The sequence below is a fragment of the Priestia sp. JV24 genome (genome assembly GCF_025910025.1).
Classification (GTDB): domain Bacteria; phylum Bacillota; class Bacilli; order Bacillales; family Bacillaceae_H; genus Priestia; species Priestia megaterium.
Genome location: NZ_JAPCIN010000015.1, coordinates 266,484 through 279,261, shown reverse-complemented (window position 1 = coordinate 279,261; position 12,778 = coordinate 266,484). Strand labels below are relative to the sequence as shown.

9 protein-coding genes are annotated in these 12,778 nt (G+C 39.6%); 3 read left to right on the top strand and 6 right to left on the bottom strand.

The genetic code is table 11. From position 1 onward, the window contains the following. Window positions 1-159: 159 nt before the first annotated feature. The gene (locus OK414_RS10735) at window positions 160-1,584 is read right to left on the bottom strand and encodes a phospholipase D-like domain-containing protein (protein ID WP_034655195.1); all 1,425 of its coding nucleotides are present in this window, start codon (window positions 1,582-1,584) and stop codon (window positions 160-162) included. A gap of 172 nt (window positions 1,585-1,756) precedes the next feature. On the opposite strand from OK414_RS10735, the gene OK414_RS10730 reads away from it, so the two are divergent. After that, window positions 1,757-2,023, top strand: a complete 267-nt coding sequence (locus OK414_RS10730) for a diaminopimelate epimerase (RefSeq protein WP_100229235.1) — start codon at window positions 1,757-1,759, stop codon at window positions 2,021-2,023. A 2-nt stretch (window positions 2,024-2,025) separates the two neighbouring features. Here the strand turns inward: OK414_RS10730 and OK414_RS10725 are convergent, their stop codons facing one another. From OK414_RS10725 to OK414_RS10715, 3 genes are all read right to left on the bottom strand, one after another. Further along, on the bottom strand, window positions 2,026-2,625 hold the full coding sequence (locus OK414_RS10725) for a DUF3298 and DUF4163 domain-containing protein (RefSeq protein WP_013082936.1): 600 nt from the start codon (window positions 2,623-2,625) through the stop codon (window positions 2,026-2,028). Between the two features lie 343 nt (window positions 2,626-2,968). Beyond that, window positions 2,969-3,823, bottom strand: a complete 855-nt coding sequence (folD, locus tag OK414_RS10720) for a bifunctional methylenetetrahydrofolate dehydrogenase/methenyltetrahydrofolate cyclohydrolase FolD (protein WP_016763907.1) — start codon at window positions 3,821-3,823, stop codon at window positions 2,969-2,971. Window positions 3,824-4,071: 248 nt separating this feature from the next. Next, on the bottom strand, window positions 4,072-5,472 hold the full coding sequence (locus OK414_RS10715) for a tannase/feruloyl esterase family alpha/beta hydrolase (RefSeq protein WP_034652604.1): 1,401 nt from the start codon (window positions 5,470-5,472) through the stop codon (window positions 4,072-4,074). Window positions 5,473-5,673: 201 nt separating this feature from the next. Here OK414_RS10715 and OK414_RS10710 point away from each other — a divergent pair, with 201 nt between their 5' ends. Further along, on the top strand, window positions 5,674-6,144 hold the full coding sequence (locus OK414_RS10710) for a staygreen family protein (RefSeq protein WP_013082933.1): 471 nt from the start codon (window positions 5,674-5,676) through the stop codon (window positions 6,142-6,144). Window positions 6,145-6,196: 52 nt separating this feature from the next. After that, window positions 6,197-6,676 carry a hypothetical protein gene (locus OK414_RS10705; RefSeq protein ID WP_034652606.1) on the top strand — a complete coding sequence of 160 codons (480 nt, stop codon included), beginning with the start codon at window positions 6,197-6,199 and terminating at the stop codon, window positions 6,674-6,676. A 33-nt stretch (window positions 6,677-6,709) separates the two neighbouring features. On the opposite strand, the gene gltD is transcribed toward OK414_RS10705, so the two are convergent. Together gltD and gltB are read right to left on the bottom strand one after the other, a co-directional pair. Then, entirely contained in the window at window positions 6,710-8,191 is a 1,482-nt protein-coding gene (gene gltD / locus OK414_RS10700) for a glutamate synthase small subunit (protein WP_013082931.1), read from the bottom strand. Window positions 8,192-8,207: 16 nt separating this feature from the next. Next, window positions 8,208-12,761 (bottom strand): glutamate synthase large subunit, encoded by a 4,554-nt coding sequence (gene gltB, locus OK414_RS10695; RefSeq protein WP_034652609.1) that lies wholly within the window; start codon window positions 12,759-12,761, stop codon window positions 8,208-8,210. Window positions 12,762-12,778: the final 17 nt, after the last annotated feature.

Genomic DNA, 12,778 nt, shown 5'->3' with positions numbered 1-12,778 from the left:
TTTTTATTTATTATGTTTATACTACCGATTTTCTCCAGTAAATAAAAGGGGATAATTTACATATCTTATAAATGTGTTTATTCACTTATTTATAAGATATGTCACAAAAAGCACTCAATGGATATACCATGGAGTGCTTTTTGTTTTACTGCCGATTGTTTAAATAAATTCCTTAAAAAACCTCGTCACTTTTGCAAGGGCGTATAGGAAGGTTCGCTTCATAACAGGTTCTTCTTTCTTTTGGATGTCAGGAGATTTAATCCATCGCTTATGGTTGGCAATAAGGATACTTTTATCCATTTTGTTTTCCATCGCCATCGTCAACTTTTTTGCAAATTCTTGACTATCGATAATGACCATTGATTCATTATTCAAAAATGTAGAACGAGAATCTAAATTAAAAGAGCCTACGGCGCTCAGTCTTTGATCATAAATCACAGACTTTGCATGGATGGAATAAGGTCCTTGGTATTCGTAAAGCTTTACACCTGTCTTCATAATCTTATCACGCATACTTATATACCCGGAAAAAGCCAACACATTGGGCGTAGATGTAACTGAATTTGTGAGTAGCGTCCATTGAACAGCTGGATTCTTTTTCATTGCTATATACTTTCTCATCGCATTGGTTGGCACCACATAAGGACTTTGAATAAGAACAGAGCGGTTAGCTCCTTCTGCCAGGTTAATAAACGTTTTCCACATAAAAGGTCTTTTATTAAAGCGTTCAATTGGATTATGAATAAAAGAAACACGCTTTGTAGGAACGGTGGAAGCATTCCAATCAATCTTAGGCGTCGCAAACGTTTCTCCTACTTGCTTAGCTTTATCATATTGCTGCAGCAGCAAAGCTTTCATTCTCTTTCCCTGATCGACCTGGTACTGTGTGAGATGATGAAAAGCTTTTTTAGTGTAAGGATGAGCCCATAATTCATTTATATAATTTTGCATTTGAGTGATAACGCTATCTTGTTTATGTTTGCTGTTTGTAATAAAGACATCACGATCATAGACGAAATCTGGAGGAGGCTTTTTAGCCAAATATTTGTCCCCTATATTCCGTCCTCCTATTATGCCTAGCTCTCCGTCTACAATCATTATTTTGTCATGCATACGATTTTGCCACGCCCAAGGTTTAAACAATTGAAGAGGTTCGTAATACTTCACTTCAATATTAGGATGTGAAGCTAATGCATAGAGTACGCCTCTTCGATTTCCTCGTAAGCCGTTAGCTATCCCATCTAAAAGAACGCGAGTATGGACGCCTCGATCAGCTGCTTTAAAAAGAGCGGCCATAATTAAATCAGTTGACTCTCCTTTTCCTATTGAGTAATAAGTAATATCAATCGATTTCTCAGCTTCTTGAATCATTTGAATACGAACTCTTCCTGCCTCATAACCATCTTCAAGAAGTCTCACTCGATCCGTAGACTCCCTGTGACCAAAAAAGCTAGCCGGTTTAATTGAGGTCGTTTCCTCTCCTTTTTTTAAAGGTACATAAAAGAGAACCACCGCGGTTATAACCACATACAGAATATATAGAGATAAAATAATAAGTAATCCTTTGACTGCTATTTTTATCATCGCAACTCCAGCTTTTTGTCTTTTTCTGTTATCGTTCACAAATAAGGATCATTACATACAGGAAACTGCTTCCTTGATTGCTTTGCGCTTTGTCTTTTTGACACATTTATTTTTTCTGATTCACTATTTGTATAGTATGCTAGTACATATCATAGAAAGAAGGATGATGGTGATGGAGGAATATTCTTTTCGTTTTCATATTACAGACTCTTACCCTTTGCAAAATGAAAACGATAAAATAGAAGCTGTTGTACGCACCAAAATCAAGCATGCGGACCGAGGATGCTTGTATGAGGGTTACCTTCGTGTTCATATCACTAATATTGGGGTATTTCCTGTAGCAAAAGATATTGCTGAAGCGATTGGCGTTCGTTCGCTTCGTCAGCAGTTAGCGGCCGAATTAAAAAGATACGTACGGCCGCACCGCAATTTTTTATAACTTTATCCAAACATTTGACCAAGTGGACTTTCATCTTCAATAATATCTTGAATAGCGTAGATAGAAATAGGAAAGTAAGGAATTCCATATACGTAAGGAGCCAGGTCATACAGCTGATAAAAGAGTACAAGTGATTTATCGGCGATATAAAAATCTTGATCTGGTTTAATTCCTTTATATTCTCCAAGAACCATAATATCGCGCTCTTTTATTTGCTCTCCTACTATTTTAGAAAGAATGCTCACGTAATTACTGTCTTTTTTAAATAGATCTTTGAGTTGATACGTTTTTCCAGTCAGCACATTAAACGTTAACGGGACGACCACGGTCAATCCATGCGCTCCCCCGGAATAAGCAAAATTGACAAGTGTTAAGCTGAGCACATTTCGCTCGTTTGTTTTCAACTCATAATAACCCGTTTCTTCTGTATCCGGATTTTCTCCATATCCCTGCTGACGAATTAATTCATTCGTGCGCTGCAAAATTTTACTGTTCATGCTGTGCTGAACAGCTTGATTAGTCAAATGTACAACTGGATAGTAAACGTTTAACTTTTTCTTCACCATTTGTTGAGAATATACGGTTGCAGGTAACGTAACCATCGCTTCCCCCTCTTTGTATACAGGTTGTTACATTCTATTCTGTTAGCCTCCATTCCATTACTGAAGCAAAAAAAGATTCAGACATAACGAAATCAATCCAACCTAAAGACGAACAAACTGGATAAATTCTCTAGTATTGTCGCTTGTAACACCGCTATTGATTTCCGCGGAAGTTTTCGCCTTGCCCTCCAATCACCAGCTAGAAGCACCTCCATACATGAAACCTATGTTGACTTTATCAATGAAAAAATCCGAACGAGTTTGATTCTCAATCAAGAATCAAACTCGTTCGGATCTTCATTCAACGAAAATACCTTTGTCTCAGCCTCTTTTTTACTTTTTATTATTTTACGTTGTTAATTGTTTTAGCAGCGTCTACCGTATTTTTTAATAACATTGTGATGGTCATCGGACCAACTCCCCCTGGTACTGGTGTGATATAACCTGCAACTTCTAAAGCCGCTTCGTAATCAACATCACCAACGAGTTTACCATTTTCCATTGTGTTACCTACATCAATTACAATGGCACCCGGCTTAATATCATCTGCTTTGATAAGTCTAGGTTGTCCTACAGCTGACACAAGAATATCAGCTTGTTTTGTTAAAGCAGATAAATCTTTTGTGCGAGAGTGAGCAATTGTTACCGTTGCACTTTCTTGAAGTAACAGCATGGATACTGGTTTACCAACAATATTGCTTCGTCCAATTACTACCGCATGTTTACCTGAAATTTCTTCACCTGAACGTTTAATTAACTCAACGATACCGTGTGGTGTACATGGTAAATAGCACTCATCGCCAATAACCATATTCCCTACGCTTACTGGGTGGAAGCCATCTACATCTTTTTTAGGAGATACAGCATTTAATACTGCTTTTTCATCAATATGTTTTGGTAATGGAAGTTGAATAAGAATACCATGAACAGATGGATTTCCATTCAAGTGATGGATTTCGTTTAAAAGCTCTTCTTCAGTAATCGATACGTCACGTTTGATAATTTCAGACGCAACACCGATTTCTTCACAAGCCTTTGCTTTTGCTTTTACATATGATTGCGAAGCAGGATTTTCTCCTACTAAAATCACGGTTAAACCAGGAACGATACCTTTTGTTTTTAATTGAGCTACCTCTTCTTTTAATGCGGCGCGCAGTTCTTGCGCTACTTCTTTTCCTTTAATTACTTTCGCTGTCATGATGTTTTTTGCTCCTTTCAACTGTAGCCATTTAATAAATGTACGAATTATAGTTATTAATCTAACACAAAAGTTCGGTTTTGTTCAATGTTTTTATTATTTTTATTTTAAATAGATGAAAATAAATAACAAATAACGTATATTCCATTCTTATCGTACTATAATATTTTGTATTCACCAAAGGTGTTTTTATTCAAACATTGCTTTTCCAAATTAAAAACCGCACCTTCGGCACGGTTTTGAACGATTTATTTTTCTGTTGATATGCTTTTCTTTGTAGTCAACGGCAGCACGTCTTCCTCTGTTTTTAGATCTTTTACATGCATTTCCTTGAGAGGCGCACTTATTTTCTTATTTTTCGGAGGTTCTTCAAAATTCTCCACCCAATCACATAGCAGTTCAAATCCTTGATACACATAAGGGAGGAGAGGCTGAAGCTTTCGATCTGGGTCAATTTGATGATTCCATACTAAGCTATCAATGTGGTTGCCATTTTCAATTACATAGTGACGATGAAGGTGTTGCTTACCAGAATCTTTTACCAGTTGTTCATAAGGATAAGCATGAATATCCGGAAAAATAAGAGCATCTAACGACCCTGTAATACTTATCAACGGAACGGAAATATCACCTGTATTTTCAATTTCACGAACTCTTTGCTTTACATCTTGCGGTCTTTCTTGATAATCATACTTTTCAAAAATAGAATCTAACGAACGATCTCTAACTCCGTTTTCAAAAAGAGTCAAGTATTTTTGCCATGGAATGCTTTCAGGTGCTTGACTGTCAAACTCATCTCTATATATATTAAGCGTTAAAAACCAATAATACTGGTCATGATATGGCCATAAAAACTCAGATCCTTTTGGCAACCCTGCTTGATACAAACGGTGCAAAGCTTCTTTTTGCGATTCACCTACGGTGTACAGTGCTTCTTCGGCATGATTTACAACAGGTGTTAAGGAAGTAATCAAGTTATCGTGATCAGCTCGCCACATAACCCCTTCCCATTCAACGCCTCCATTAAAAAGCTGAGGCTCTCCATTTTTTCCATCGTTTTCTAAAGCATAGCGAACAACATAACCCCCGTTAGAAATACCTAACGCATACGTTTTTATATCAAAATATTCTGTCACTTCTTTTTGAAGTTTGTGACGATAATTTTCAAACAAAAATCTCTGAGCTATTTTTGCCACTTCTCGGTATTGAATATGCCATTTTCTAATGGAGTCTTCTTCTTTCACTAGAGCGTTCTTTGCTTTAGCAAATGGATCATCTATCACTTCTTCTCCCTGAGTTCCTTTATCAGAAGCAGCAAACGCAAACCCTTTTGCCAACACATAGTCGCTGAATAGTAAATCCGTTGATTTCTCATCTCGGGTAGCTGGGACTCCTGACATAACTAACTTTCCATTCCAATCATCAGGAATTCGAATGAGAAATTTACCACCATCAACTTCACCTTCTACTTGAACGCCCGTTATTTCTTCAGGCTGATACATGTAATACCATCCATTTTTTTCTTCTTTTGTTCCCCAATAGATAGGAGCCAGCCCAATGTTCCCATAGGCAGTCGCTGCTTGAAATTGAAGAGGATTTTTAGTCGTTAGCCAGTTTCCATACTTACCGTCAAACGTTGTGATATTCAAGTGATAACCTCCATTCACATTTGCTTTTGAAGACACTCTTGGGGACTATACATGCATAATTTTAGTTAAATATTACCATCCTTTTCTCAAAAAGTACATCAAAACGCCTTTCTTACAGAAAGAAAGTAGACATTTATCACAACTTAGCCCATAGCGCCGTATAATATTGAAATTTATTCAAAAAAAGGAGTGTCAATGACTATGAGTTCGTTTAATTCTTCAAAACTTTCTACGACTCTTATTCCACCTGCTACTTCCTCCTATCCGGTTTCCGGAAGAAAATATACTCTTACTCATTCTGATACAACCGGTCAGCTTTTTTTAAGCATCGGATGCTCATATAACAACAAGGCGATAGATAAAAATATGCGTGATGAAGTACTAGCTGCTCTTCACGTAACAGACCGACAAGCAGTTATTCAAGGCGAAGTTTTTGTTAGCGGAGGCGAGTTCAGCCGCGAGCAAGCGCAGCTTCGTTATCAGATTTTCCGTCGTGAACTCCCCCTTGCTTTAGAAGCAATATTTTACGGAGACCAAGCGTTTTTTCAACATTATCCCGACTTGCTAAATACACCGATTTACATTTATTTTATATCGACTTATCAAGAGTTTAGAGGATGGTCCTATTATCAAACTCCTAAATTTTATTTAAAACAAACATGCAGCAGCTAGCACGTTCGTGCATAAACTAATGGGAAATGAACGAGGAAGGTGTGAATGTTTCATGTACAGTCAATGGGTTTACCCCTATATGCCGCGCTACTACCATCCAGTAGTTCCTACTACGAATGAAAATTATTTAGAACCTTATAGATACAATGAAGACTTATTTTCTTATATCCTGCATGAAGAAGAGGAAGTTAGATCTACACGCGATATAGACAGAGTGATGAAAATTTTAAAACGACAGTATCAGTCCATCTACAGAGATGCTCAACGAGGCGGGATGGATAGCAAACTAACAGAATACTTATTTCGTTCCATTGTAAGATTTGTTGATGATAACTATAACAATTACAGCGGATCTATTAACGAACGCGTTGAAAAAGCCGCGCGACAGTTAAAAAAACGTGACCCCTGGATATTTGAACTTTTTAACTTATACAGCGTCTCCCCCGCTTCACAGGTTCGAATTACCAACACGATTTTAACCGTTTCGTTTGAGAATTTACGTAGAGGAAATGAAGTTCCAAATCCTAGATAAACAAAAAACCGCCACAATTGTGACGGTTTTTTGTTATGGTAATACAGTTGCTCCCATTAGATGGCTATCAACTTGTTTAGCTACTTCACGACCTTCATGAATAGCCCATACGATTAAACTTTGCCCACGACGAGCGTCACCAGCAGCAAAAACACCTTCAACATTTGTTTTGTAATTTCCATACGCTGCATCTACGCGACGATTTTTCGTTTCAACACCAAACGCTGATAGAACCGGATGCTCTGGACCTTCAAACCCAATCGCAATAAAGACAAGCTGAGCTGGCCATACTTTTTCTGTTCCTGGAATTTCGGTAAAGATGTACTGTCCATTTTCACCTTTTACCTTTTCCATTTGCACCGTATGAAGTTCCTTTAGATTGCCTTGCTCATCTGCCACGATTTTTTTCGTTTGAATTGAATATTCACGTGGATCGTCCCCAAATTTCGCCTGTGCTTCTTCATAAGCATATTCAAGATTAAATACATGTGGATATTCAGGCCACATATTATCTGCCGTACGCTCAGCAGGAAGCTGAGGATGTTTACCAAACTGAACAACGCTGCGGCATTTTTGACGAAGAGCAGTAGCTACACAGTCAGCTCCAGTGTCTCCTCCTCCAATAACAATAACGTCTTTTCCTTCAGCATCAATAAATTGACCATCTTTGAAGTTAGAGTCTAAAAGGCTTTTTGTTGAAGTTGTTAAGTAGTCCATTGCAAAGTGAACTCCTTTTGCTTCACGACCTTCTAGTACTAGATCTCTTTGCTTCTGAGCCCCTGTACACAAAATTACAGCATCATATTGTTCTTTTAACTCTTCAGCAGTAATGTCTTTTCCAACTTCCGTATTCGTTACAAAATCAATACCTTCTTGCGTCAATAAGCGAACACGTCTTTCCACTACTTCTTTATCTAGCTTCATATTCGGGATTCCATATGTTAATAAACCGCCAGCACGATCTGCTCTTTCATATACCGTTACTGAATGACCCGCTTGGTTCAGCTGATCTGCGCTTGCTAAGCCTGCTGGCCCAGAGCCAATAACAGCAATTTTTTTGCCTGTTCTCTTCTCCGGAATACGCGGAGTAATCCACCCATTCTCAAAGCCTTTATCAATAATAGCGCGTTCGATATTCTTAATCGAAACGGCTGGATCTGAAATAGCAAGCGTACAAGAACCTTCACACGGAGCAGGACAAACTCGTCCTGTAAACTCCGGGAAGTTGTTCGTTTTCATTAAACGCTCTAAAGCTTCTTTCCAGCGTCCTTTATAAACTAAATCATTCCACTCTGGAATTAAGTTATAGATTGGACATCCAGAAGTAAAAGCATTAATATCCATTCCCATGTGGCAAAAAGGTGTGCCACAATCCATACATCGTGCCCCTTGACGGCTTAGCGCTTCATCAGATAAAGGAGCAGCATACTCTTTCCAATCACCTAAACGTTTTAACGGGTCACGTTCCTTCCCTTTTTCACGTTTGATTTCCATAAATCCTGTTGGTTTTCCCATCGTACTCTCCCCTTTCTTACTGAGCTACCGCTTCTTGTTGTTTTGCCGATGCTTTCTTTTCTTGTTTTGCATTTTCCTCAAACGCACTCATAGCTGCTTCTTCTTCCGTTAGTCCAGCTGCCTTTTGCTCTTCAATGCGATTCATCATGCGTTTATAATCATTCGGAATCACTTTTACAAATTTTGAAAGTGATTGTTCCCAATTTTCCAAGACAAATGCTGCTTTATGACTGTTCGTATATTTCAGATGATTTGAAACCATCTCTTTTACTTCTTCTGCTTCTTCGCCTTTTAAGCCCTCAAACCCAATCATGTCTTTATTGCAAAGGTTTTTGAATGCTTCTTGATCATCAGCAAATACGTAAGCAATACCGCCTGACATTCCTGCACCAAAGTTTTTACCTACATCGCCTAATACGACAACACGTCCGCCAGTCATATATTCACAGCCGTGATCGCCAATTCCTTCAACCACTACGTTCACACCGCTGTTACGAACTGCAAAACGTTCCCCTGCTAGCCCGCTAACATAGGCTTCACCGCTTGTTGCACCGTAAAATGCAACGTTCCCAACGATAACATTCTCGCCTGACACAGCTGTTGTTTCCTTAGGTGGAGCAACAATGATTTTACCTCCTGATAAACCTTTTCCGATATAATCATTTGCATCTCCAGTTAGATACATAGACATTCCTTTTGGAACAAACGCACCAAAACTTTGTCCTGCTGAGCCAGTGAATCGAAGAGTAATCGTATCTTCTGGCAGACCTTTCTCACCGTAACGTTTTGTAACTTCACTTCCCACAATTGTTCCAGCTACACGGTTAATATTAGAAATTGGAAGTTCTAACTCGACTTGATACTTATGCTCGATTGCTTGCTGTACCGCAGGCAAAATCTTTTGCATATCAAGAGATTCGTCAATTTTATGATTTTGAGGTGTTTTAAAGGTACGTACACCTTCAGCTTGATATAAAAGAGTTGTTAAGTCTAAGTGCTGAGCCTTCCAGTGATTTTTTGCACGTTCGCTAACGCTTAATACGTCTGTACGTCCAACCATTTCATCCACTGTTTTAAATCCAAGTTCAGCCATAATTTCGCGCACTTCTTGTGCAACAAATTTCATATAGTTAACGATGTGGTCCGCTTCTCCCAGGAACTTTTTACGAAGCTCTGGATTTTGCGTCGCCACTCCAACTGGGCATGTATCTAAGTGACACGCACGCATCATGATACAGCCTAAAACAATTAAAGGCGCCGTAGCAAAACCAAACTCTTCTGCTCCTAGAAGTGCTGCCATGACTACATCTTTACCCGTCATTAATTTCCCGTCTGTTTCAAGCACTACTTTTTCACGAAGACCATTTAACATAAGTGTTTGATGAGCTTCTGCTAAGCCAAGTTCCCACGGTAGTCCAGTATGTTTAATACTTGTTTTTGGAGATGCTCCTGTACCTCCGTCGTAACCGCTAATGACAATAACATCCGCTACTCCTTTTGCTACTCCGGCAGCAATCGTTCCTACACCTGCTTTTGAAACGAGCTTGACGCTGATTCGTGCATCACGGTTTATATTTTTCAAGTCGTGAATAAGCTGCGCTAAATCTTCAATCGAATAAATATCGTGGTGTGGAGGAGGTGAAATTAAGCCTACTCCTGGCGTTGATCCACGCACATCTGCTACCCATGGATATACTTTGTTTCCTGGAAGCTGACCACCTTCTCCAGGTTTTGCACCTTGTGCCATTTTAATTTGAAGCTCATCTGCATTCACAAGGTAGTGACTTTTCACCCCAAAACGCCCAGAAGCGATTTGTTTAATCGCACTGCGGCGATTATCTCCATTCTCATCCAGAGTGTAGCGGCTAGGATGCTCGCCGCCTTCTCCACTGTTGCTGCGTGCCCCTAAACGGTTCATCGCAATCGCTAATGTTTCATGAGCTTCTTGACTTAAAGATCCAAACGACATAGCACCTGATTTAAAACGTTTTACAATCGAATCAACTGATTCCACTTCATCAATGGAGATAGATGAACGCGATCCATTAAACGAGAACAGATTGCGCAAGAAACCGATGCGTTCTTCATTAGCCGATTCAGAGAATTTTTTAAATAAGCTGTAATCTCCCTTACGGCAAGCCCATTGCAGCGTGTGAATTGTTTTTGGATTAAACGCATGATGCTCGCCCGTGTGTCTCCACTGGAAGTCACTTCCTGATTCTAACGTTTGCTCAATTGTTTCAACATAAGCATTGTCATGACGCGTTTTTGCTTCTTTTGCGATAACATCTAAACCGATACCGCCAAGCTGCGAGGCAGTACCTGTAAAATATTGCTCGATAACCTCTGCACTGATTCCAACTGCTTCAAAAATTTGTGCGCCCCGATAACTTTGCACCGTTGAAATACCCATTTTAGACATTACTTTTACGACACCTTCAGTAACGGCTTTTACGTATTTCTCAACAGCATAATCATACGATACGTTTAACGTACCTGCGTTAATTTCATTTTGATATGTTGCAAAAGTAAGATATGGATTAATTGCGTCTGCGCCGTAACCAATCAGCGCTGCAAAATGGTGCACTTCACGCGCTTCTCCCGTTTCCACTACAATGCTCGCCTTTGTACGGTTTCCTTTTCGCACTAGGTGCTGGTGCAGCCCGCTGACCGCTAATAAAGCTGGAATAGCTACGGATTGAGCTCCCGCTTCACGGTCTGTCAGAACAAGGATGCTAGCACCTGCGTTAATTGCCGCTTCAGCTTCAGCAAATACGCGATCAAGATCTGCTTTTAAATCATTTGTAAATACAGCAGATATAACGGCACTTTTGAAATCCGGATGAATGGCAGACTTCAGCTGATCAGTTTGATCGTTTGTTAAAACCGGCGTCTCAAGCTGAATTCGATGAATGTTTTCTTTGGTTGGATGCAGTAAATTCCCTTCTGCACCAAGCAATGTCATTGTCGATGTAACCAACTGTTCACGAATAGCATCAATCGGTGGATTCGTTACTTGAGCAAATAGCTGCTTAAAGTAATTGAACAGCGATTGAGGAAGATCAGACAACACGGCTAATGGAGTATCGTTACCCATTGAACCAAGCGGATCTTTTCCTTCTGTAATAACTGGAACTAAATATTTATGAATATCTTCATACGTGTAGCCAAATGACTTCTGGCGGATGACCAAATCATCGAAGTATTCAGATTTTTCTCCTTGTACTTCTGGCAACGTTACCAGCTGTTCATCTAACCACTCTTGATAAGGCTCAGCCTGTGCCATTTCAGATTTAATTTCTTCGTCTGAAATAATTCGGCCCTCCTCTAAATCGATTAGAAGCATTTTACCTGGGCTTAAACGATCTTTATATAATACATTTTCATCTTCAACATCAATGACGCCTACTTCTGATGAAAGTATGATGTAATCATCTTTTGTAACATAGTAGCGAGCTGGACGTAGACCGTTACGGTCTAAAATAGCACCGATTTGCTTTCCATCCGTAAACGAAATAGCAGTCGGACCATCCCATGGCTCCATTAATGCGCTATGATACTCATAGAAAGCACGTTTTTCTTTTGACATGTGCGGATTCTCAGACCAAGGCTCTGGAATAAGCATCATCGCTGCATGCGCTGGCTTACGGCCGGCCAATACAAAGAACTCTAGCGCATTATCTAACATGGAGGAGTCGCTTCCTTCAGCATCTAAAATCGGAAGAACCTTCGGCAAATCCTTACCAAATGCGTCCGAAACAAACTGTTGTTCACGTGCTCTCATCCAGTTTTGATTACCGCGAAGCGTATTGATTTCACCGTTATGAATTAAATAACGGTTTGGATGTGCTCTTTCCCAGCTTGGGAACGTGTTTGTGCTAAAGCGAGAATGCACTAAAGCGAACGCTGAAGTAAAATCTTCATCTTGTAGGTCAAGATAAAAAGCATCAACTTGTTCAGGCGTTAATAACCCTTTGTACACAATTGTTCTACTTGAAAGACTCGTAAAATAAAAACGGTTTTGACGCGCCTGCGCCCAATTTTCCGCTTGCTTACGAATAACATATAGCTTGCGTTCAAACGCTAAGTCATCTTGAATACTGTCATTTGCCCCAATAAATACTTGTCGTACGTACGGACAGCTTTCTTTTGCAACTTTTCCGATTTTTCCGACATTTACAGGTACAGTTCTCCAACCTAGTAACGTTTGTCCCTCTTCTTCAATTAATTTATTAATATAAGCTTCGATTTCTCGACGCTCGTCTTCGTTATTTGAGAAAAAGATCATTCCAACTCCATAACGACCTTTTTCTGGCAAGTTCAATTCACCGCATGTCTTTTTAAAGAACGCGTGTGGAATTTGTACCATTAATCCAGCTCCATCTCCTGTTAGCGGATCGCTTCCCTGTCCGCCTCGATGGTCAAGCTGGCAAAGCATATTTAGTCCTTTTTTAACGATATCATGTGACGCTACGCCTTTCAATTGAGCGTATAGTCCGATTCCACATGCATCGTGCTCAAATTCAGGACGGTAGAGACCTTGAGCTTTTGGCATTTGATTGTATGTCATCTTCTTCTCCCCCGTTC

What these genes read in the sequence shown, in the direction of transcription:
- OK414_RS10735 (WP_034655195.1), bottom strand. Translation starts at nt 1,584, where the DNA reads ATGATAAAAATAGCAGTCAAAGGATTACTTATTATTTTATCTCTATAT.
- OK414_RS10730 (WP_100229235.1), top strand. Translation starts at nt 1,757, where the DNA reads ATGGAGGAATATTCTTTTCGTTTTCATATTACAGACTCTTACCCTTTG.
- OK414_RS10725 (WP_013082936.1), bottom strand. Translation starts at nt 2,625, where the DNA reads ATGGTTACGTTACCTGCAACCGTATATTCTCAACAAATGGTGAAGAAA.
- folD (WP_016763907.1), bottom strand. Translation starts at nt 3,823, where the DNA reads ATGACAGCGAAAGTAATTAAAGGAAAAGAAGTAGCGCAAGAACTGCGC.
- OK414_RS10710 (WP_013082933.1), top strand. Translation starts at nt 5,674, where the DNA reads ATGAGTTCGTTTAATTCTTCAAAACTTTCTACGACTCTTATTCCACCT.
- OK414_RS10705 (WP_034652606.1), top strand. Translation starts at nt 6,197, where the DNA reads ATGTACAGTCAATGGGTTTACCCCTATATGCCGCGCTACTACCATCCA.
- gltD (WP_013082931.1), bottom strand. Translation starts at nt 8,191, where the DNA reads ATGGGAAAACCAACAGGATTTATGGAAATCAAACGTGAAAAAGGGAAG.
- gltB (WP_034652609.1), bottom strand. Translation starts at nt 12,761, where the DNA reads ATGACATACAATCAAATGCCAAAAGCTCAAGGTCTCTACCGTCCTGAA.